This window comes from uncultured Winogradskyella sp., assembly GCF_947495255.1.
In the GTDB taxonomy this organism is placed as follows: Bacteria; Bacteroidota; Bacteroidia; order Flavobacteriales; family Flavobacteriaceae; genus Winogradskyella.
The window spans coordinates 249384-270328 of sequence record NZ_CANLYI010000005.1; the positions used below are offsets into that span (position 1 = coordinate 249384).

Below are 20945 nucleotides of genomic sequence, written 5' to 3' on the forward strand. Positions count from 1 at the left end.
TCTAAATATTGAGATACCAATTATTGACTAAAAATCTTTTTTCTTCGATTTGAATACGATGCGTAAAACAGGCATCACAACCCAAATGGTTAACATCACAAAAGATACAATTAACCCAAAACTTGTTCCGAAAAATTGTTTGAAAACAGCACCTGTGTAACCTAATAGGGCTGAAATGTCTAGTTTTAAAAGAATAAGTGTTCTAGATAAATCTATAGGATTAAGCATAGTGCCAATAAGTGATACTTTATCTAGTGGGTAATCTTCAAATAAAATTAGTGTCATTAAAAAGAGTCCATCATAAATAACGGCCAAGAACAACCAAAGTAAGATGGCATAACCAAAGCCTTTAATTTTATTCTCGTTAGATAACGCAATGTTGAACGCTAAAGCGGTAAAAATTAATGTTAAAAATGTACCTGTAATTAATAGCAGTGAAAAGTCCCAAATGGCACTGCTTTCAAATAAACCATAAAACACAAACGGGATGCCTAATCCTAAAATTAAACTCATAGAAAGTGATAAAGCAACACCTAAATATTGTCCTAAGAATATGGACGACCGTTTAATAGGTTGTGCTAAAAGTAACTCTGTAAATTCTTGTGAATTATAATAATACATCACGCCAAAAATGGTACCTATTAATGGCACTAAAACGATGATGACGTTCATTAAAGTAATAACTGCTTTTGATAAATCGTTATTCAAAAACAATAAGACAACACCTAATAGTAAATAAAAGGCGAAATACACGTAACTCCAGCGACTACGCATAAGGTCGTAAAAACTATATTTTAATATCTTAAGCATGGTTATCGGTTAATATAGACGCAATCGCATGTTCAAAATCGGGTTGATTGGTCTTGGTTTTTAATTTTTGAATGGTGCCTTTAAAGTAAATTTTTCCTTCAAGGATAAATACAATTTCATCTGAAATTTCTTCAACAAAACTCATGATGTGTGAGGTAATAAGAACTGTTTTTCCTTTGGCTTTTTCTGCTTTAATTAAATCTTTTAATCTAATGAGTGAAATTGGGTCTAAACCTGTGGTTGGTTCGTCTAAAATAATTAACGGACTATCAAACATAAAAGTTAAAACGAGATTCACTTTTTGCTTAGTTCCACCGGAAAGATTACCTAATTTTTTGTCTAAAAAGGGTTCTAATCTAAAAAGCTCAATTAAGCGTTCATCTTCATTGGTTGGTTTACGTAAATCCTTAATCATTTTGATTAATTCTTTAACACGTAGGTTACTCGGAAAGTTGGCTATTTGCGGTAAATAATCAATTTTATGTCTGTATTCAGAATTCTTTTTAATGTTTTCGCCAAGTACAGTGATGTTTCCTTTATCTGGAATTACCATACCCAAAACCGATTTTATCAACGTGGTTTTACCTGAGCCATTAGGTCCAAGTACAGCAAAAATTCCGCCTTCGCTAATGTTGAGGTCAACACCACTTAGCACTTGGTTTTTTCCGAATTTTTTATGTAGATTTTCTATGGTTACCATGTTAGTTTTTTTATTTGTGGGTTGTTGTCCAATAAATCATCTGGTGTAAAAACAGGTGATACCTTTTCAGAAAAGTCAATGATATCTATAAACATACTTCGCAGTAAAATGATGGTTTCTGGCGTACGATTTACGATATAAGAAAAGAGTTTTACTGGTCGGTAAGGGATATCTCCAATACCATTTTTATCTAAGTCGTATCCTGTGTAACTGCTCCAGTAATTTTTGTCGAAAACATTATCATTAACATTACTGTTGTAGGCTATGTCAAAAGAATTGTATAGAAAATTATTTTCTGTAAACGTATTGGCATAGCAAGCCCCTTTTACTTTAATAGCCCAACCGTTATTTGAGAAACTATTATGTTTGTAGGTAATACGGTTAGAGCCCTCTATGTTGATACCAATAGTATTGTCTTCAAAAGTATTTCCGATAATTTCAGCATCATTAATCTCTTTTAATAGCATGCCATAAGAAGCAGTTCCCCAATTCTCTTTAAAAAGATTGTTATACATTTTTATTCGTTTGGAAAACATAACAGCGACTCCTGCGCCATTGTTTTCGAAAGTATTATCTTGATAAATGTCATCATTAGAAAACATAAAATGTAATCCGTAACGCACATTTAGGGTACTAATATTGTTTTTAATTAAGCAGTCGTCTGAGAATTCTAAGTAAATACCATCTCTTACATGCTCAACATAATTATGTTCAATTTCTACATTTTTACTGTACCATAACTGTATACCATTTCCAGAATTATATTCTTCTACAGCATCTCCAATTATTTTGTTATGATATACTTTTCCATCTCTTGATTTTTCGATATAAATACCAAAGAATAATTTTTCTAAGACTAAATTTTGAATAATAAAGTTCTTGCTATTTTTAACTCTAATAGCAGCATAATCTTCAGTATAGCTAGTGCCAACGTTTATGATAAATAAGCCATCAACTGTTACGTTGTCTGCTTTTATAGTAATGATTTCACCTTTTTTTTCACCATCAATTATTGGGTAATTTTCGCCAATAATGGTTAGTGGTTTATCTATATAGATTGAGTGTTCTTTGTAAGTGCCTTTTTTAATGATTATAGTATCTGAATCTTTAGCCTGAGTAATAGCATCTGTTAAAGTTGAAACAGGACATGTTTTACAAACCTCAATTGTTTGGGCAATACTAGTGTTAGCTATAAAAATAGCTATAATAAAAACAATTAAATTTTTCATATTACTAGTCTTTAAAATGTGCTAGTAATTCTGTCCATGAATAGAGTTTTCCGCCTTTTTCTGCTTGTATTTTTTCTGCTTCAGATTTATTCTCGAAAGCTGTTAAAAACGCTCCCATTGGACTTGGGATGTTTTTACTTATTAAATATGTTGCTTTAGTAGCGTCTGTTAATGCTTCAGGTTTAGAAAAATAATTAGTGAGGTATAATTCTATTTCCGACGTATCAAATTCATCGAAATAATTAATCATACATTCTGTTGCATCAAATTTATAAACTTTACCTTTTTTGGTAATAAACTCTGTAGCATGTACTTTATCTACAATGGTCATTTTACAAAAGTGACAACCATCGCTTCCATATTCTATGGGTTTTGGTGATACATTACAACTTGAAAAAATTAGTAGTAATGTAAGTATTGAATAGTGTTTTAGTGTTTTCATTTTTTTAGTGTTTTAATAATGTAATACTAGGATGTTGTTTTCTTTAAACTCGTTTTTCGGCCTAGCCAAAAAGAAACAAGCGTTAAAGACATACCAATAAACATTAAATATCCTCCTGTATGAGGTAATGAAGTAACATCAAAATTTAAAAGTTTTTTAAAACCTATTAATGGTGGTTTGTATGACATTGGTGTGCCATCTGGGTTTGTTACTTTTATAATAGCGTGTGGATCTAAATTGCCACCATAATCTGCTAACCAATTATTAAAATCGTACATACCTAACACTCCTAAAATAGACATTAAAACAAACCAGCCTATAAAATATTTATAACTTACTTTATTAAAAAATCCTAACAGACCAATAACAATTCCTAACAAGACCATGCCGAATATTACTTTGGGAAAGACTGAGAATTCCCACATTTCTTCAGCTTTTGGAATGGTTTTCATCCCAATATAATGATTTAATCCGTCAATATTTTGTAAATCAAATTCAGATACACCTTTTATACCATCAATATGAATGTTCATTCCTAAAGGGTCAGGATATTGAGGTGCTCCAAGCATAATGTTCCATAAAGGAAATTTAAAAAGTCCTAATAACAGTAATGAACCAATTATCATTATAATGCTAGCCTTTTTCATGATTTGTAATATTTAGTATTCTTTTCAGTGAGGTTTCTGCGTAAACAGAATAAAGTGTTTTAAAAAAGAAAGGCGAGAGCGAAAACTCAACTCTCGCCTTAATTAGAGAAATAAACACTAAAACAAAATTTCTCTAATTCTTCAAATTAATTTACTCAATATCTTCTCCTAGAGACCACTTAATTGGCACATCTGAATCTGCAGCAGAAACTCTTATGTAACCTTGCATCTCTTGGTGTAATGCAGAACAGAAATCTGTACAATAGAATGGCCAAACACCAACTTGTTTAGGTTCCCAAACCGATGACTTTGTTTGTCCTGGCATTATAAGTAATTCTGAATTGTTTTGACCAAGGACCGCAAATCCATGTGGTACATCAAAATCTTGCTCTAAATTAGTAACGTGGAAATATACTTTGTCTCCTACTTTTACACCTTCAATGTTATCTGGTGAGAAGTGACTTCTAATTGTCGTCATATAGATATGTACTTCGTTTCCGTTTCTTACTACTTTAGTATCAGCATCAGATTTTGCAGCATATGGATGCTTGTTATCTGCTAACTTATAGATTTTTTGAGATTGTTCTTTAATGATACTTGCTTCCATTGCAGCAGCATAATGTGGCTCTCCATGTGTCGGGAAATCTAAAAGTAATTCCATTTTATCTCCAGAGATATCATATAACTGTGCACTATGTTCCATTTCTGGACCTGTTGGTAAATAACGGTCTTTTGTTATTTTATTCATTGCAAACATGTATTTACCTTGTGGTTTTCCAGAATTTCCTCCAGGAATTGTTAAGTGACCAACAGAGTAATATGTAGGTTTTCTATCTATAACTTCCCATGTTCCTATTTTCCATTTTACAACTTCAGAAGATATAAAGAATGTAGTATATGCGTTTCCTTTTCCATCAAACTCTGTGTGTAATGGTCCTAATCCTGGTTGCTCTACAACGCCAGCTAAAACATCTTCAAAGTTTAAAATTGGAATGCCGTAAGCTTCACCTGCAAATTTCTCTTTTTCAATAGCATCTAACATTTTTGTAAATGAATGCACTGTTAAGTTTGCAGAAAGTTTACCATTACCTACAATGTATTCTCCAGAAGGGTCTACATCACAACCATGTGGTGATTTTGGTGTTGGAATAAAATAAACAGCTCCAGGAACATCAATAGGGTTAACAACACGTACTTCTTTTTTCATAGTAGAAGTTGCTGTATGAGTATGCTCATCATAAAGATTGTGAGCGTAATTAGCTGGCATCATTTTTCCACCACCATTATTAACGTACTCTTCAATTTTTTTCCAGTTTACAGCTGCGATAAAATCTTTATCATTTTGTGAAGCGTTAACTTCTAATAATGTGCTAGCTTCTTCAGTATTATATGTTGTAAAGAAGAACCAACCGTGAGATTTTCCACGTCCAGGATGTGATAAATCGTAGTTAAAACCTGGCATTAATACCTGGAATTTAATATCCATGTTACCAGTTTCTGGTGCTACACTTATAAAAGATAAGGCACCTTGAAAGTTACCTTTGTAATCTTTAATTGGCATATCACGTTGTGGAATTGGAACAGAAAAACGTGTTCCTGCAACTACGTATTCTGTGTTTTCTGTTACAAATGAAGAACTATGATTACCAGCACTATTTGGAACCTCAATAATTTCTTCGGTTTCAAATGTGGTAAGACTAATTCTTGCAATACGAGGTGTGTTGTTTTCATTTATAAAAACCCAACGACCATCTAACTCTCCTTTTGATTGAGAAATATCTGGATGGTGAGAATCTCCCCAAGGTACAAATCCGTGAGATGTGTTTAACATTGGTTTCGTTTCTTCAGAATAACCATAACCAGAAGTTGCAAATTGAGAGAATACTGGGATTTCTTTAAACATTCTACCAGATGGTAATCCGTAAACAGTAATGTTACCACTATATCCACCCGAAATGAATGCGTAATGTGAATCGTATTCTCCTGGTGCTACGTATACTTTTTCTGCAATATTGTTAGACAACGCTCCAGACTTACCGCCAGATTGGTTACCATTATTACAACTGGTAAATCCTAAAAGGATAACGAGCATTGCAATACTTGATGTTATTATATTTTTCATTTTGTTTAAATATTAAGTTAGTTATTAATTATTCTGTTGGAGGTAATAAAACTTTGTCTATTACATGGACAATTCCGTTACCAGCTTTTATGCTAGCCAATATTTTAGCTCCTCCAATCATTGGTTCTTCATCTACTACTTCAACTTTTACATAGCCATTATTAGCTTGACCAAGTTTTTTGAATTTCTTTAAAAAGTCTTTAGAATAGTTACCAGGTGTCACATGATACTTTAAGATATTAGCTAAAGCATCTTTATTTTCTGGTTTTAGTAAATTCACTACTGTTCCTTCAGGTAAGGCTGCAAATGCTTCATTTGTAGGAGCAAATACCATTAATGGTCCTGCATTTACTAAAGCATTTTCTAATTGAGCAGCTTGCACTGCAGCAACTAAAGTAGTGTGGTCTTTAGATCCAATAGCAATACTTAAAACTGTAGTACTACCATCATCTTCAATAAAGGCTTGGCCAGTTCGTTCTGTAGATTCTGTTTTTACTTCTGATGACGTGGTTGAAGCGTCTTTGTTCGCATCTTTACATGAGCTAAAAAGAGCCACAATTGTAAAAACTATAAACAGGTTTTTGGTTAGTTTCATAAATTATCATTTTAAGGTTCTAAAATATTCTAATACAGCTCTCGCTTCTTCTTCTGTAAGATGTTGGTTTGCCATTGGTGCACCATTAAATTCTAATAATAAATCTTGAGCTAATGGATCTTGTTTAATCATTTCTTCAGGATTCAAAATCATATTCATTACCCATTCTGGACTTCTTCTAGATAAAATGCCGGTTGGTGCAGGTCCAATGAATTTTTTGTCTGCTTTATGGCAGGCCGTACACATTTTTGTGTAAACATCCATTCCGTGTTTAGCCATCTCTTGATTAATTTCTGCTGCTAACGTTACAGATGTTATTGGTCCGACTCCTTTATTAGAAAGTTCAATTCGTTTAGAAGCGGGTTCTTTCTTCTCAGTTTTTACAGGTTCTTTTTTACCGTAGCCTGGTTCTTCTTTCTTTTTGTCACCACCTCCACAACTAACTAAAGTTGCTATAGCGATCATTGTTAAAAATTTTAGTGATTTTTTCATTGTCTAAAGATTTAAGTTTGGGCAAATTTAAATTTGATTTAACTTAAAAAACATGATAATTATCATAAATAGGATAAATATGTCCTATTTAAAACATTTGTAAAGAAAAAATGAGTGTAAGATGTATGTTTTGAGGGTGTTATATGTAAATTACACTATAGCGTAGAAGGATAGAAAAATAATTAAATAAGTGAATGTCACCATATTTAGTTGAATATGGTTAAAATTTAGTGCTAGAAAAGATTGAGTTGCTTAAAAGTAAAATCGTACAAAAGGCATCCAAGCTTCAGAATAGATGCTCTTGTCTTCATTGTAAAGTACGTCGTATCTGATACCAATAGTAACATTATTACTAGAGTAGCCAAGACCTAAGAATAATGCAGGGTACCAATAATCATCATCAGCATTTGAAACAAAGTTTTCGTTAAAATTTCTACTTACGTGTAATTGTTCAAACTCAGTTGATATTTGCACCAGTTCGTATGGATTAAATAACCCTATAACGCTTGCACCTAAAACTGTAGATTTAAAGATGTTTTTTTGGGAGCTATATGAGAAATTTAAACCAACACCTGTTGCTATATATGGACTAAATCTATATAATGCGTTGGGAGAAACAGTTGTGCTAAAATAACCATCTCCAAAATTTAAACCTAAACCACCTCCAAATTCTACGTTATTCCAAAATTCACTTTTAGTTTTAGAATCTTGCGCAAATGAAAATAAAGTAAAAAAACATAGCAAAAGAATACTTAATTTAGTTTTAATGTTGCAGAAATGCTTGAAATTTGTGATAGTCATAATTGTTTTTTCAATTTGTTATAAATATAATAAAACCTTATCTATTTTTAGTAAAAGTTGTATTTTTGAATAAATTATGTTGAAACGACAACGTCTCAAAAAGTATAATGGATAAATATTCCTTTCTCAACGCAGCACATACAGCATACTTTGCTGATTTATACGACCAATATTTAAAAAACCCAGATTCTGTAGAACCAAGCTGGCGTGCCTTTTTTCAAGGTTACGATTTTGGTTCAGAAAATTATGGAATAGAAGGCGAAATTGTTGAAGGTGTTTCTGCACAGATACCAGAACAGATTCAAAAAGAATTTCAAATTTTAAAACTTATTGACGGTTATAGAAGTAGAGGTCATTTGTTTACAAAAACAAATCCGGTTAGAGCCAGACGTAAATATGCGCCTACTCTCGAAATAGAAAACTTCGGATTAACTGAAAATGATTTGCAGTCGGCTTTTTCTGCTGGTGAAGTTTTAGGCTTAGGTTCTAATGCTACATTACAAACTATTATAGACCATTTAGAAAGTATTTATTGCGATTCTATTGGTATAGAGTATATGTATATTAGACAACCAGAAGAGATAAAATGGATTCAGAATAAATTGAATGTTAATGATAATCATTCGTTATTTACAACGGATGAAAAAAAGTACATTCTAAAAAAGTTGAATCAAGCGGTTTCTTTTGAATCGTTTCTTCATACTAAATATGTTGGTCAAAAACGTTTTTCTTTAGAAGGAAACGAATCTTTAATTCCTGCAGTAGATGCTATTATTGAAAAAGCAGCTGATGAAGGTGTAAAAGAGTTTGTAATGGGAATGGCTCACAGAGGTCGTTTAAGTACATTAACAAATATCTTTGGGAAATCTGCAAAAGATATCTTTAGTGAGTTTGACGGAAAAGATTACGAAGAAAAAGTATTTGATGGTGATGTGAAATATCACTTAGGTTGGACCAGCAATCGTGAAACCTACAATAACAAAAAAATTAATCTAAATATTGCTCCTAACCCTTCTCACTTAGAAACTGTTGGAGCTGTAGTGCAAGGTATTGCGAGAGCAAAACAAGATAAAGACGAAATAACAGACGCTTCACAAGTACTTCCTATTGTTGTTCATGGTGATGCTGCTATTGCAGGACAAGGCTTAGTTTACGAAGTTGTGCAAATGGCAAAATTAGATGGTTATAAAACTAATGGAACCATTCATATTGTCGTTAATAACCAAATTGGTTTTACAACCAATTATTTAGATGCTCGTTCTAGTACCTATTGTACAGATGTAGCAAAAGTAACTTTATCGCCAGTTCTTCATGTTAATTCTGATGATGCCGAAGCTGTAGTTCACGCTGCACTTTTTGCACTTCATTTTAGAATGAAATTTAAACGCGATGTCTTTATTGACTTATTAGGTTATAGAAAATATGGACATAATGAAGGTGATGAGCCTAAATTTACACAACCACTTTTATATAAGGCTATTGCAAAGCATAAAAATCCAAGAGATATTTATGCACAACGCTTACTTGATGAAGGTGTAATAACTGATGGTTATGTAAAGCATATAGAAAAACGATATAAAGAATCATTAGAGGAGAAATTAGAAGATTCTCGTAAAGAAGATAAAACTGAGATTACTGCTTTTATGCAAGAGGAGTGGAAAGGTTTTACGAGAGTTACAGAAAGTAAAATGGTAGAACCTGTAGATACAACTGTGTCTAAAGAAGTGCTAAAAGATATTACTAAGGTTATTTCTAATTTACCATCTGATAAGAAGTTTATTCGCAAGATTCAGAGATTAATTGAATCGCGTCAAACAATGTTTGATGAAAACAGATTAGATTGGGCAATGGCAGAGCATTTAGCTTATGGTTCATTATTATCTGAAGGTTTTGATATTAGAATTTCTGGTCAGGATGTAGAACGTGGTACATTTTCGCATCGTCATGCTGTAGTTAAAGTAGAGGATAGTGAAGAAGAAATAATTTTACTTAAAAATGTTTCTAAAGACCAAGGTCAATTCAACATATTTAATTCATTATTATCAGAATATGGTGTTGTAGGTTTTGATTATGGTTATGCCATGGCAAGTCCTAATTCATTAGTTATTTGGGAAGCACAATTTGGAGATTTCAGTAATGGAGCCCAAATAATGTTAGATCAATATATTTCTTCTGGTGAAGATAAATGGAAGACTCAAAATGGTTTGGTAATGTTATTACCTCACGGTTATGAAGGTCAAGGAGCAGAGCATTCTTCTGGTCGTATGGAGCGTTATTTACAAATGTGTGCAAAAGACAATATGTTTATTGCAGATTGTACAACACCAGCAAATATGTTTCATTTGTTACGTAAGCAAATGAAAGCTAATTTCAGAAAACCATTAATCGTCTTTACACCAAAGAGTTTATTGCGTCACCCTAAAGTAGTATCTACTGTAGATGAATTTGCAAACGGAAGTTTCCAAATGTTAATTGATGATGCTACTGCAAAGGCAGATAAAGTGAAAACTTTAGTTTTTGTTACAGGTAAATTCTATTATGACTTATTAGAAGAGCAAGAGCAACAAGGGAGAGAAGATATTGCATTGGTAAGAGTAGAACAATTATTCCCTCTACCTGCAAAAGAGATTAGAGCAGTTATTAAGAAATATAAAAATGCGGATGATTTAGTTTGGGCTCAAGAAGAACCGAGAAATATGGGAGCTTATAGTCATATTTTGATGCATTTAGATGAAGCAAAACAATTTAGAGCAGCAAGTAGAAGACCTTATGGTGCACCAGCAGCTGGTAGTTCTACCCGTTCTAAAATTAGACATAAAGAAGTTATAGATTACGTTTTTGATAAAACCAAAAACAACCAGAGATAAAAATAAAACAACTCAAATTAGAGCTTAAACAAAAATAAAGCCCATGATTTTAGAAATGAAAGTGCCTTCGCCAGGCGAATCAATTACTGAGGTAGAAATTGCAGAATGGTTAGTGGAAGATGGAGATTACGTAGAAAAGGATCAAGCCATTGCTGAAGTAGATAGTGATAAAGCAACTTTAGAGTTGCCAGCAGAAGCTAGTGGGACAATAACACTAAAAGCAGAAGAAGGAGATGCTGTTGCTGTTGGTGCGATTGTATGTTTAATTGATACAGGTGCTGCTAAACCAGAAGGTGGTGAAGCGCCTGCAAAAGAAGCTAAAAAAGAGGAAGCTCCTAAAAAGGAAGAGTCTCAACCAGCTGCAGCAGAAACTAAAACTTATGCTACAGGAACTGCGAGTCCTGCTGCTAAAAAAGTTTTAGCTGAAAAAGGAATTGATGCAAGCTCAGTTTCTGGAACAGGAAAAGCAGGAAGAATAACACAAGAAGATGCTGTAAACGCTGTACCATCAATGGGAACTCCAACAGGAGGAAACAGGGGAACAACACACAGTAAAATGTCAATGTTACGTCGTAAAGTAGCAGAACGTTTAGTTGAGGCTAAAAATACAACGGCAATGTTAACCACATTTAATGAGGTTAATATGACACCAATTTTTGAACTACGTAAACAATATAAAGAAGACTTTAAAGCAAAACATGGCGTGAGTCTTGGGTTTATGAGCTTCTTTTCTTTAGCGGTTGTGAGAGCATTAAAAATGTATCCTGCTGTTAACTCTATGATAGACGGAAAACAAATGTTAACATACGATTTTGTTGATATTAGTATTGCAGTATCTGGTCCTAAAGGATTAATGGTACCTGTAATTAGAAATGCTGAAAATTTAACCTTTAGAGGTGTTGAGTCTGAAGTAAAACGTTTAGCATTAAGAGCTAGAGATGGTCAAATAACTGTTGATGAAATGACAGGTGGAACATTTACTATTACAAATGGTGGTGTCTTTGGTAGTATGTTATCTACACCTATTATTAATCCTCCTCAAAGTGGAATTTTAGGAATGCATAATATTATACAACGTCCTATTGCTGTGGATGGAAAAGTTGAAATTCATCCTATGATGTATGTCGCTTTATCTTATGATCACAGAATTATTGATGGAAAAGAGTCTGTAGGATTCTTAGTAGCAGTAAAAGAAGCATTAGAAAACCCGGAAGAATTATTAATGGATAATAATGTAAAGAAGGCTTTAGAAATGTAAGTCTAAATTATATAAAATATAAAAAGCGCAATTCTATTAGAATTGCGCTTTTTTGTTCCTAACTAACTAATAAAAGAACAACTAACTGCTTTATTTAACTAAAAAAATTCACAGCGATATTGGCGGATATTACGACGACAGAGCTAACGATTAGTAAAGCGATAAAGATTTTGTCTCGTTTTGATGATTCATTTTTAATTGTTTCCATAGTTTTAATTGTTTTAAAAGCTCTGAACTATAACTTGTATAATTCAGAGCATTAATAATTTAACTTGAAGTATTGAATTAATAGCTGATGTAAAATTGCAAATAAATATGAAGCAATACAATACGTAGATCTACGTATTTTTTGACTTTTTTTAATGAAAAAGCCTCGAACAAATGTTCGAGGCTTTAATAATCCCCTAAGAACTAACTATTAGCTCGTTATTAACCCTTAATTAATAACCATGATTAAATTGATAAAACTTAATCACTAGGGTAAAGGTCTTAAATATTTTGATGCAATACTATACGTAGATCTACGTATATTTAGAGATATCTTGAATTTTCTTTCGCGAACAAATACAAACTCGTTGATTTTGAGCTAAGTGCGAGTTTTTTTCTAATGTGACTTTTATGCTTTTCTACTGTTCTAGACGAAATAAATAGCTCTTTTGCTATTTCTGAAGCTGTTTTGTTATCTCCAACAAGCTTAAGAACCTTAGTTTCGGCTTCGGTTAGTGTCTTTAATTTTGATGGTCCTTGGTTTATTTCTATGTAAGAAATCAATTCTGGACTAAAATATGCTTTATCGTTAATTACTGAGGAGATACAATTTTCAATTTCTTCTAAAGCAAATTCTTTTAAAACATATCCATATACGCCTAAAGCCCTTGCTTCATTATATGTTTTTTCGTCTTTTTCAAACGTTATAAGAATAATTTTGGTAGAGATATCATCGGTTTTACACTTCTCTGCTATTTGAATGCCAGTAAGAAAAGGCATTTTTATATCTAAGACGGCTATATCTGGAGCGTGTGCTTTTATTAATGTAAGCGCTTCTTTTCCGTTTTTTGCAGTTGCAAGGACATTAAAATTCTTTTCAATTAAAAAATCTTTTAATCCTTTTAGTACAAGCGGATGGTCATCTGCGATAATAATTTTAGGGTCCATTTTGCTATTAATTCAATGAAGTATTAAATTTAAAGATAGCAAGAATCGTTAGTTTTTAGAATAAATTATAACTTTAAATACAAGTTTTTCTTTTCGTAATCAATAATTGCTTTCCCTTTTTTTAAAACATCCGCACCTATAATACCATCTACAGGTTCTGCATTATGATTTATTAGGCCATTGTTAACATGCGAAAGATTAAATAAAATTAGAGAAACTCTACTCTTTTTCCATTTACCAACTTTAATAATATTAGATTTTGAAATTTGAGTCATCATATCAGAAGCGCCAGCACCAACAGCTTTAATCTCAGAATCTTTTACCTTTAGGTTAAACCGCTCAATGGCTTCAAAACCAACACAACTATTTGATGCTCCTGTATCTAAGATAAAACGACCTTTAATGCCATTAATTGAAGCTTTAATTTCAAAATGATTGGTTTTTGTAAATTTTAATTTAATCTTAGAATAGCCTTTGTTTTGAAGGAAGTCTTTGAGTGTTTCCATTTTTCAATTTTTGTAAATATAACTTACTTTTACAAAATGATAATAACAGATACACATACACATTTATATAGTGATGCTTTTGATGATGACAGAGCCGAAATGGTCGAGAGAGCTATTAAATTAGGCGTAAAACGTTTTTTTATTCCGGCTATAGATTCCAGCTATACAGAGTCAATGCTTCAACTTGAAAAAGACTTTACAGAGCACGTGTTTTTAATGATGGGTTTGCATCCAACTTCCGTAAAAGAAAATTATAAAGACGAATTAGCTCATGTTGAAGAACAATTATCTAACAGAACTTTTTGTGCTATTGGGGAAATAGGAATTGATTTATATTGGGATAAGTCTACATTAGAAATTCAAATAGAAGCTTTTAAGCATCAAATTAATTTAGCCAAAAAGTATAAGTTACCTATAGTTATTCATTGTAGAGAAGCATTTGACGAAATTTTTGATGTGTTAGAAGAAGAGAAATCGGATGATTTATTAGGGATTTTTCACTGCTTCACAGGCAATCTTGAACAAGCGAAAAAAGCTATTTCTTATAACATGAAATTAGGAATTGGAGGTGTGGTAACGTTTAAAAATGGCAAAATAGACGAATTTGTAAATCAAATAGACTTGAAGCACATTGTTTTAGAAACGGATTCACCTTATTTAGCGCCAAAACCTTTTAGAGGAAAACGAAATGAAAGTTCATATATATATAAAGTATTAGAAAAATTATCGCAACTTTATGGCAAAAGCGTGGAAGAAATTGCTGACATTACTACAGAAAATTCAAAAGCTATATTCGGAATCTAAATGATAAAACAACCTCACATCCTATTAGTATATACTGGTGGAACTATTGGTATGATAAAAGATGCTGATACAGGCGTATTAAAAGCATTCGACTTTACGAGTTTACTTGTCAAAATTCCAGAACTACGTTTGTTAGATTGTTCAATTGAAACCATTTCTTTTGAGCATCCGATTGATTCTTCCAATATGAGTCCTAAATATTGGATAGAGATTGCAACAATTATAAGAGATAATTATTCGAAATTTGATGGGTTTGTGGTGCTTCATGGTAGTGATACAATGAGTTACACTGCTTCGGCATTAAGTTTTATGTTCGAGAATTTGGCAAAACCTGTAATATTAACAGGGTCGCAATTACCAATAGGAGATTTGAGAACTGATGCGAAAGAAAACCTGATTACATCAATTGAAATGGCATCTTTACAAAAAGATGGACAGCCAATAATAAGAGAAGTTGGTCTCTATTTTGAATACAAATTATATCGAGGAAATAGAACTACTAAATTAAGTGCGGAGCATTTTGAAGCATTTGAGTCTTTAAATTATCCAAATCTTGCGGAATCTGGAGTGCATTTAAAAGTGAATTCAGAATATTTATTGAAACCAAAATCCAATTCAAAACTAATTGTGCGGACCGCAATGGATTCTGATATAGGTGTATTAAAATTATTTCCAGGAATATCTAGAGCAATCTGTGAAGCTGTCCTAACAAGTAAATTAATAAAAGGACTTATTATAGAAACTTATGGTTCTGGCAATGCTACCACAGAATCTTGGTTTATAGATTTATTAAAAAAAGCGATTACTAATGGTTTACATATTGTAAATGTTACGCAATGTGTTAGAGGTAGCGTAAACATGGGACAATACGAAACGAGTTCGCAATTAAAAACTATTGGTATAATTTCAGGAAAAGATATTACTACAGAAGCTGCTATAGCAAAAATGATGTACCTTTTAGGTGAAAATTTAGATGCTCAACAATTTCAATATTATTTTGAGAAATCGTTAAGAGGAGAAATGTCTTAAAAATAATGTTATAAATTTTAGGGTTTGAAGTTTTTTTCGTTATTTGGCAGTCTGTAATTTTTTAATGAATATATAGAGAGGTGGCCGAGTGGTCGAAGGCGCACGCCTGGAAAGTGTGTATACTCCAAAAGGGTATCGAGGGTTCGAATCCCTTCCTCTCTGCTGATATTTTTATGCGATAATTGCAATATTTTTTTTATCTTTAACACTTTAACTAATAAAATTAAGATTCAGAACAATGAAAAGATTATTTTCTATCCTTGCCATAACATTTTTAATGGCCATCGGAACTGTTAATGCCAATGCAACAACAGCGTTTGCAAGTGCAACAGCAACTGTAACAAGTGTAACTCAAGAAGAGCCAGCGGCAGAAGACTTGACGTTTCACCAAGAATTAAAGAAACGTTTTATAGAAGGTGGTCCAGGCTTTATGGGTATCGTACTACTTTGTTTAATTCTTGGATTAGCGATAGCTATTGAGAGAATTATCTTTTTAAACCTTTCTACAACAAACACTAAAAAATTAACTCAAAATGTAGAAGATGCACTAAATTCAGGTGGTATTGAAGCTGCAAAGGAAGTTTGTAGAAATACAAAAGGACCTGTTGCTTCTATATTCTATCAAGGTTTAGACAGAGCCGATGAAGATATTGATGCTGCAGAAAAAGCTGTTGTAGCTTATGGTGGTGTACAAATGGGACAATTAGAGAAGAATGTTTCTTGGATTTCATTATTTATCGCTTTAGCACCAATGCTTGGTTTCATGGGTACGGTAATTGGTATGATTTCTGCCTTTGATAAAATTGAAGCTGCAGGTGATATGAACCCTTCATTAGTAGCAGGTGGTATTAAAGTAGCACTTTTAACAACAGTATTTGGTCTTATAGTAGCTATTATACTTCAGATTTTTTATAATTATATCATTGCTAAAATTGATAGCATTGTAAATGATATGGAAGATGCATCAATTACTTTGATGGATTTATTAGTGAAACACAAAAAATAAGATTTTAAATTATGAATTTTAAAACTATATCAAAAATACTAGTAGCTATACTCGGTTTTTTAGGTATCATTTTCTTAGTGCGAATTGTAGCAGCAGGAGATGAAGCTATAAAGACAGGTGGAGAAGATGGCCTAGTAGATCCAATGGCTTATATAGCATATGTCATTTTGGCTTTAGTATTAGCATTTGTATTGTTTTTTGTATTAAAAAACTTATTTACAAATACTGCTGGCCTTAAAAACACTTTAATAGGTGTTGGAGCATTTGCTGCTGTATTACTTATATCTTATGTTGTTTCTGGTGGAGACGTTATGAAATATGCACTTCAAGAAGGTGGTTTCGCAACGGATAGTACTTCACAATTAGTAGGAGCTGGTTTAACAGCTTTTTATTTATTGTTGGCAGTTGCCGCAGTAGCAATGGTTTTTGCAGCTGCAAAGAAATTAATTAGTAAATAGAGTAATATGGCAAAGAGAGCAGCACCCGAAGTAAATGCAGGATCAATGGCTGACATTGCCTTCTTATTACTTATCTTTTTCTTAGTAACAACAACTATTGAAAAGGATAAAGGTTTATTAAGAAGTTTGCCACCTATTGATGACTCGCAAGTTGAGCCGCCAATTATTAAACAAAAGAATTTATTTACTGTTTTAATAAATCGTAATAACCAATTGTTAGTCGAAGAAGAACAAATGGATATAAAGGATTTGAGACAAGCAGCAATTGATTTCTTAGATAATGGAGGAAGTACAAATGCAGCAGGAGAATCTTGTACATATTGTAAAGGGAAAGGTTTATCAGATTCTTCTGACCACCCTGACAAGGCAATTATCTCTATGAAGCATGACAGAGAAACTTCTTACGAACAGTACATGGATGTACAAAACGAATTAGTAGCAGCTTATAACATCTTAAGAGAACGTGAAGCGGCAAGACTATATCAAAAGTATTATCCAAATGCAGAAAAAGTTTTTACTGCAATGTTAGAAGAGAAGGAGAAGAATCAATATAGTAAGGATGATGTTCTTAACGAGCGTATAGAAACCGTTAAGAAATTATTTCCTATGAAGTTGTCTGAAGCAGAACCTGATAAAAATTAAAAGAAACAAATATGTCTAAATTTAGAAATAAAGATAAAGGTGAATTGCCAGCGATTTCAACGGCTTCACTTCCAGATATTGTATTTATGTTACTTTTCTTTTTTATGGTAGCTACAGTAATGCGTGATAGTTCTTTGATGATTGAAAATAGTTTGCCAAGTGCAGATCAAGTTGAAAAATTAAAAAAGGATAGAACCGTTTTTATATATGGTGGTAAACCAAATGCTCAATATAAGCAATTTGGTACTGAGCCTAGAATTCAATTTAATGATGCTTTCATTGGTGTTGAAGATGTAAGAGCTTCGGTTATACAAGCTATTTCAGAACTTAATGAAGATTTACAGAGTAAAGTTGTTATTGGTTTAAAAGTCGATAAAGATACTAACGCTGGTTTAGTTTCTGATATTAAGCAAGAATTACGTAAAGCAAATGCATTAAAAGTAATGTACATTGCAAATACAAAAACTGAGAATTAAATAAATAATATTCTTAATTTTATAGATAAAACGTTCTGAGTAATCAGGACGTTTTTTTGTTTAATAGATATTAAAGATTTTGTAGCTTTATCAGCATGAAAGTTTTGGTTTTTCTTTTACTTACATTATTTGGTTTTTTTGGATTTTCGCAAAGTGATAAATTTAAAGATACCGAAGCAGACGAGAGCTATAGAGAGGATCAATTCTATGCCTCAGCTACCTATAACTTAATTAATGATAAGCCATCTGGAGTTAAACAAAGTGGGTTTTCTTCTGGTTTTCATTTTGGTTTTATTAGAGATATGCCTATTAATAAAAAAAGGAATATAGCACTCGGATTAGGATTAGGGCTTTCTTCTAATTCTTACAATCTCAAAAACATCCTTATTGAAAAAACAAATAATGAGGTGGTATTTAGTATTATAGATGAAGATGACTATAACGTTTCTAAAAACAAGTTTACAACCTATTTAGTTGAAGTACCTTTTGAGTTGAGATGGAGAACATCTAATGCCGAGGATTATAACTTTTGGAGAATCTATACAGGTTTTAAAGTGGGTTATCTACTCTATAATAGTGTAAAGTTTAAAAGTGACGTTACGAATTCTGAACTTTCTAACATTGATGGTTTTGAAAAAATTCAATACGGGTTCACACTTAGCGCTGGTTATAGCACATGGAATTTTCATTTATATTATGGTCTTAATCCAATTTTCGATTCTAATTCTAAATTAGACAATAGCACAATTGATATGAAATCCCTTAAGATAGGACTAATGTTTTATATTCTATAACCAATAATTTAGAAGAATAAGCTGAGGTGTAAAGCCTGTAAATATTCCTAATATTAATTCTTGATTGGTGTGTGCCTTTAAATGTAAACGCGACGTCGCAATTGCTCCTAAAATTATCATCATAAGTGCAATAGTACCATTGATATTTATATGGTAATGAACACCTATATTAATAGCGAACATAAAAAAGCCTGCAGCTGCAATCATATGAATACTCGCCTTTATCTTAAAAACGGCGAATACAAAGCAGATAAAAGTTGAAAATAATATTCCTAAAAAGAAATAGAATAAAGCTATAATTTCACTTGGTGGTAATACTCTAATTAGAATTAATATGATAATTACACAATTAATAAATAAGGGTATTAAGCGTTCCTTTGTACTCTTTAGGTAGATTGAATTAACCTTATTGATGGTCTTTAACAAAAAGAAAAGTAGAATAGGTAATATAATAGTAAGAATTACTATAGAAAATATTTTAGCCTTCATTACTGGCTCAGGAATATATCGAGGCGTTTTAGAAAAATAAAACAGCACACCCAATAAGGGCATGATTAAAGGATGAAATACAAACGATATACTCTTTAAAATAAAATTTTTCATCCAAGGCTTATTAAAGTTCCTTTCTTAAACGTGCCACAGGTATATCTAATTGTTCTCTATATTTTGCAACCGTACGTCTAGCTATAGGATATCCTTTTTCTTTTAGAATTTTAGAAAGTGCTTCATCAGTTAAAGGTTTCTTTTTGCTTTCTTCTTCAATTACGGTTTCAAGAATCTTTTTAATTTCTCTAGTTGAGACTTCTTCACCTTGGTCATTAGTCATAGATTCTGAGAAGAATTCTTTAATTAATTTGGTGCCATAAGGTGTATCTACATATTTACTATTTGCAACACGAGAAATGGTAGAGACATCCATTTCAATTTCGTCTGCAATATCCTTTAAAATCATAGGACGCAAATTACGTTCATCACCCGTTAAGAAATATTCCTTCTGATAATGCATAATTGAGCTCATAGTAATAAACAATGTTTGCTGACGTTGCCTAACCGCTTCAATAAACCATTTTGCGGCATCTAACTTTTGCTTAATAAACATTACAGCATCCTTTTGAGATTTAGATTTCTCTTTAGTCTCTTTATACCCTTTAAGCATGTTGTTGTATTCTCTTGATACATGCAATTCTGGAGCATTTCTACCATTAAGAGTTAACTCTAATTCACCATTTACAATCTTAATAGCAAAATCTGGTACAATATGTTGAACAATTTTATTATTGCCAGCGTAAGAACCGCCAGGTTTAGGGTTAAGATGTTCTATTTGTTCTACAGCATCTTTGAGTTGTTCTTCATCAATGTTAAATTTTTGCATTAATTTTTTATAATGCTTTTTTGTAAATTGATCAAAAGCCTTATCTATAATAGCTGTTGCCATTTCAACATCAGGACGCTGTTCCTTTCTGTGTAATTGAATACTTAAGCACTCTTGAAGATTACGAGCACCAACACCTGCAGGATCTAATTGATGTACAATTTGTAATACTTTTTCAACCTCCTCTTCAGTTGTATATACATTTTGAGTAAAAGCTAAGTCATCAGTAATATCAGAGAGAGAGCGACGTATATAACCACTTTCATCTACACTACCAACTAAGAAATAGGCAATTTCTTCTTCTTGATTAGATAAACGAAAGGTATTTAATTGATTTGTTAAATGTTGTGTAAAAGATGTTCCGGCAGCATATGGTACAGATTTATCTTCATCATCAGCACTATAATTATTAGCTTGTGTACGATATTCTGGTATTTCATCGTCGCTTAGATATTCATCAATATTAATATCATCTGCTTCAATAGTTTCGTTGTCATCATAAGTCTCCTCAGAATTATCAAATTCGTCTAGGTTGTCTTCTGACGCTTCGGATTCTTTGCCTGTGTCTAAGGCAGGGTTTTCTTCTAACTCTTGCTTTAAACGTTGCTCAAAGGCTTGTGTAGGTAACTGAATCAACTTCATAAGTTGAATCTGCTGTGGCGAAAGCTTTTGTGAGAGCTTAAATGATAAAAACTGCTTTAGGGACATAAAATTTCTGTTGATTATAAATGTAATAAAAA

Annotated in this window: 22 protein-coding genes and 1 tRNA gene; 10 read left to right on the top strand and 13 right to left on the bottom strand. The window is 32.2% G+C overall.

Annotation, left to right across the window (positions count from 1 at the left end):
• Positions 1-27: 27 nt before the first annotated feature.
• The 9 genes from Q0807_RS09650 to Q0807_RS09690 form a co-directional block, all read right to left on the bottom strand.
• Entirely contained in the window at positions 28-810 is a 783-nt protein-coding gene (locus Q0807_RS09650) for an ABC transporter permease (protein WP_115817051.1), read from the bottom strand.
• Positions 803-1510 (bottom strand): ABC transporter ATP-binding protein, encoded by a 708-nt coding sequence (locus Q0807_RS09655; RefSeq protein ID WP_179318964.1) that lies wholly within the window; start codon positions 1508-1510, stop codon positions 803-805. Before Q0807_RS09655 ends, Q0807_RS09650 begins: the two co-directional genes overlap by 8 nt.
• Complete coding sequence (locus tag Q0807_RS09660) at positions 1504-2739, bottom strand: nitrous oxide reductase family maturation protein NosD (protein WP_299109088.1); 1236 nt, start codon at positions 2737-2739, stop codon at positions 1504-1506. The genes Q0807_RS09655 and Q0807_RS09660 overlap by 7 nt, the downstream gene beginning before the upstream one ends.
• A gap of 4 nt (positions 2740-2743) precedes the next feature.
• Entirely contained in the window at positions 2744-3181 is a 438-nt protein-coding gene (locus Q0807_RS09665) for a nitrous oxide reductase accessory protein NosL (protein WP_299109091.1), read from the bottom strand.
• 26 nt (positions 3182-3207) lie between these two features.
• Complete coding sequence (locus Q0807_RS09670) at positions 3208-3828, bottom strand: hypothetical protein (protein WP_299109093.1); 621 nt, start codon at positions 3826-3828, stop codon at positions 3208-3210.
• 151 nt (positions 3829-3979) lie between these two features.
• Entirely contained in the window at positions 3980-5950 is a 1971-nt protein-coding gene (nosZ, locus tag Q0807_RS09675) for a Sec-dependent nitrous-oxide reductase (protein ID WP_299109095.1), read from the bottom strand.
• A gap of 28 nt (positions 5951-5978) precedes the next feature.
• Positions 5979-6545: a fasciclin domain-containing protein gene (locus Q0807_RS09680; RefSeq protein WP_299109098.1), complete on the bottom strand. Its 567-nt coding sequence runs from the start codon at positions 6543-6545 to the stop codon at positions 5979-5981.
• 6 nt (positions 6546-6551) lie between these two features.
• A complete protein-coding gene (locus tag Q0807_RS09685; RefSeq protein WP_299109100.1) occupies positions 6552-7037 on the bottom strand; it encodes a cytochrome c in 486 nt (161 codons plus the stop codon).
• 252 nt (positions 7038-7289) lie between these two features.
• Positions 7290-7781 (bottom strand): alpha-ketoglutarate decarboxylase, encoded by a 492-nt coding sequence (locus Q0807_RS09690; RefSeq protein WP_299109102.1) that lies wholly within the window; start codon positions 7779-7781, stop codon positions 7290-7292.
• Between the two features lie 164 nt (positions 7782-7945).
• On the opposite strand from Q0807_RS09690, the gene Q0807_RS09695 reads away from it, so the two are divergent.
• Both Q0807_RS09695 and odhB read left to right on the top strand, forming a co-directional pair.
• Positions 7946-10705 carry a 2-oxoglutarate dehydrogenase E1 component gene (locus tag Q0807_RS09695; protein ID WP_299109103.1) on the top strand — a complete coding sequence of 920 codons (2760 nt, stop codon included), beginning with the start codon at positions 7946-7948 and terminating at the stop codon, positions 10703-10705.
• A 43-nt stretch (positions 10706-10748) separates the two neighbouring features.
• Positions 10749-11963, top strand: coding sequence for a 2-oxoglutarate dehydrogenase complex dihydrolipoyllysine-residue succinyltransferase (odhB, locus tag Q0807_RS09700; protein ID WP_299109105.1), 1215 nt, complete (start codon positions 10749-10751; stop codon positions 11961-11963).
• 531 nt (positions 11964-12494) lie between these two features.
• Here the strand turns inward: odhB and Q0807_RS09705 are convergent.
• Entirely contained in the window at positions 12495-13118 is a 624-nt protein-coding gene (locus tag Q0807_RS09705) for a response regulator transcription factor (protein ID WP_299109107.1), read from the bottom strand.
• 65 nt (positions 13119-13183) lie between these two features.
• The gene (locus Q0807_RS09710; protein WP_299109110.1) at positions 13184-13624 is read right to left on the bottom strand and encodes a retropepsin-like aspartic protease; all 441 of its coding nucleotides are present in this window, start codon (positions 13622-13624) and stop codon (positions 13184-13186) included.
• A 36-nt stretch (positions 13625-13660) separates the two neighbouring features.
• On the opposite strand from Q0807_RS09710, the gene Q0807_RS09715 reads away from it, so the two are divergent.
• The 8 genes from Q0807_RS09715 (at position 13661) to Q0807_RS09750 (ending at position 18833) form a co-directional block, all read left to right on the top strand.
• Positions 13661-14428 (top strand): TatD family hydrolase, encoded by a 768-nt coding sequence (locus Q0807_RS09715; RefSeq protein ID WP_299109113.1) that lies wholly within the window; start codon positions 13661-13663, stop codon positions 14426-14428.
• On the top strand, positions 14429-15457 hold the full coding sequence (locus Q0807_RS09720) for an asparaginase (protein ID WP_299109117.1): 1029 nt from the start codon (positions 14429-14431) through the stop codon (positions 15455-15457).
• 74 nt (positions 15458-15531) lie between these two features.
• Positions 15532-15619 (top strand) — tRNA-Ser (locus Q0807_RS09725).
• 76 nt (positions 15620-15695) lie between these two features.
• On the top strand, positions 15696-16463 hold the full coding sequence (locus Q0807_RS09730) for a MotA/TolQ/ExbB proton channel family protein (protein WP_299109121.1): 768 nt from the start codon (positions 15696-15698) through the stop codon (positions 16461-16463).
• An 11-nt stretch (positions 16464-16474) separates the two neighbouring features.
• A complete protein-coding gene (locus Q0807_RS09735; RefSeq protein ID WP_299109124.1) occupies positions 16475-16921 on the top strand; it encodes a hypothetical protein in 447 nt (148 codons plus the stop codon).
• Positions 16922-16927: 6 nt separating this feature from the next.
• The gene (locus tag Q0807_RS09740) at positions 16928-17563 is read left to right on the top strand and encodes a biopolymer transporter ExbD (protein WP_299109126.1); all 636 of its coding nucleotides are present in this window, start codon (positions 16928-16930) and stop codon (positions 17561-17563) included.
• A gap of 11 nt (positions 17564-17574) precedes the next feature.
• Positions 17575-18039 carry a biopolymer transporter ExbD gene (locus Q0807_RS09745; protein WP_299109128.1) on the top strand — a complete coding sequence of 155 codons (465 nt, stop codon included), beginning with the start codon at positions 17575-17577 and terminating at the stop codon, positions 18037-18039.
• A gap of 95 nt (positions 18040-18134) precedes the next feature.
• A complete protein-coding gene (locus tag Q0807_RS09750) occupies positions 18135-18833 on the top strand; it encodes a porin family protein (RefSeq protein ID WP_299109129.1) in 699 nt (232 codons plus the stop codon).
• Here Q0807_RS09750 and Q0807_RS09755 read toward each other — a convergent pair.
• Both Q0807_RS09755 and rpoN read right to left on the bottom strand, forming a co-directional pair.
• Positions 18828-19436 carry a hypothetical protein gene (locus tag Q0807_RS09755; protein WP_299109132.1) on the bottom strand — a complete coding sequence of 203 codons (609 nt, stop codon included), beginning with the start codon at positions 19434-19436 and terminating at the stop codon, positions 18828-18830. The genes Q0807_RS09750 and Q0807_RS09755 overlap by 6 nt on opposite strands.
• Before the next feature lie 10 nt (positions 19437-19446).
• A complete protein-coding gene (gene rpoN, locus Q0807_RS09760) occupies positions 19447-20913 on the bottom strand; it encodes an RNA polymerase factor sigma-54 (protein WP_299109134.1) in 1467 nt (488 codons plus the stop codon).
• Positions 20914-20945 lie beyond the last annotated feature (32 nt).

Excerpts from the sequence above, each read along its gene's own strand:
- Q0807_RS09650 (WP_115817051.1), bottom strand. The coding sequence starts at position 810 with ATGCTTAAGATATTAAAATATAGTTTTTACGACCTTATGCGTAGTCGC.
- Q0807_RS09655 (WP_179318964.1), bottom strand. The coding sequence starts at position 1,510 with ATGGTAACCATAGAAAATCTACATAAAAAATTCGGAAAAAACCAAGTG.
- Q0807_RS09660 (WP_299109088.1), bottom strand. The coding sequence starts at position 2,739 with ATGAAAAATTTAATTGTTTTTATTATAGCTATTTTTATAGCTAACACT.
- Q0807_RS09665 (WP_299109091.1), bottom strand. The coding sequence starts at position 3,181 with ATGAAAACACTAAAACACTATTCAATACTTACATTACTACTAATTTTT.
- Q0807_RS09670 (WP_299109093.1), bottom strand. The coding sequence starts at position 3,828 with ATGAAAAAGGCTAGCATTATAATGATAATTGGTTCATTACTGTTATTA.
- nosZ (WP_299109095.1), bottom strand. The coding sequence starts at position 5,950 with ATGAAAAATATAATAACATCAAGTATTGCAATGCTCGTTATCCTTTTA.
- Q0807_RS09680 (WP_299109098.1), bottom strand. The coding sequence starts at position 6,545 with ATGAAACTAACCAAAAACCTGTTTATAGTTTTTACAATTGTGGCTCTT.
- Q0807_RS09685 (WP_299109100.1), bottom strand. The coding sequence starts at position 7,037 with ATGAAAAAATCACTAAAATTTTTAACAATGATCGCTATAGCAACTTTA.
- Q0807_RS09695 (WP_299109103.1), top strand. The coding sequence starts at position 7,946 with ATGGATAAATATTCCTTTCTCAACGCAGCACATACAGCATACTTTGCT.
- odhB (WP_299109105.1), top strand. The coding sequence starts at position 10,749 with ATGATTTTAGAAATGAAAGTGCCTTCGCCAGGCGAATCAATTACTGAG.
- Q0807_RS09705 (WP_299109107.1), bottom strand. The coding sequence starts at position 13,118 with ATGGACCCTAAAATTATTATCGCAGATGACCATCCGCTTGTACTAAAA.
- Q0807_RS09710 (WP_299109110.1), bottom strand. The coding sequence starts at position 13,624 with ATGGAAACACTCAAAGACTTCCTTCAAAACAAAGGCTATTCTAAGATT.
- Q0807_RS09715 (WP_299109113.1), top strand. The coding sequence starts at position 13,661 with ATGATAATAACAGATACACATACACATTTATATAGTGATGCTTTTGAT.
- Q0807_RS09720 (WP_299109117.1), top strand. The coding sequence starts at position 14,429 with ATGATAAAACAACCTCACATCCTATTAGTATATACTGGTGGAACTATT.
- Q0807_RS09730 (WP_299109121.1), top strand. The coding sequence starts at position 15,696 with ATGAAAAGATTATTTTCTATCCTTGCCATAACATTTTTAATGGCCATC.
- Q0807_RS09735 (WP_299109124.1), top strand. The coding sequence starts at position 16,475 with ATGAATTTTAAAACTATATCAAAAATACTAGTAGCTATACTCGGTTTT.
- Q0807_RS09740 (WP_299109126.1), top strand. The coding sequence starts at position 16,928 with ATGGCAAAGAGAGCAGCACCCGAAGTAAATGCAGGATCAATGGCTGAC.
- Q0807_RS09745 (WP_299109128.1), top strand. The coding sequence starts at position 17,575 with ATGTCTAAATTTAGAAATAAAGATAAAGGTGAATTGCCAGCGATTTCA.
- Q0807_RS09750 (WP_299109129.1), top strand. The coding sequence starts at position 18,135 with ATGAAAGTTTTGGTTTTTCTTTTACTTACATTATTTGGTTTTTTTGGA.
- Q0807_RS09755 (WP_299109132.1), bottom strand. The coding sequence starts at position 19,436 with ATGAAAAATTTTATTTTAAAGAGTATATCGTTTGTATTTCATCCTTTA.
- rpoN (WP_299109134.1), bottom strand. The coding sequence starts at position 20,913 with ATGTCCCTAAAGCAGTTTTTATCATTTAAGCTCTCACAAAAGCTTTCG.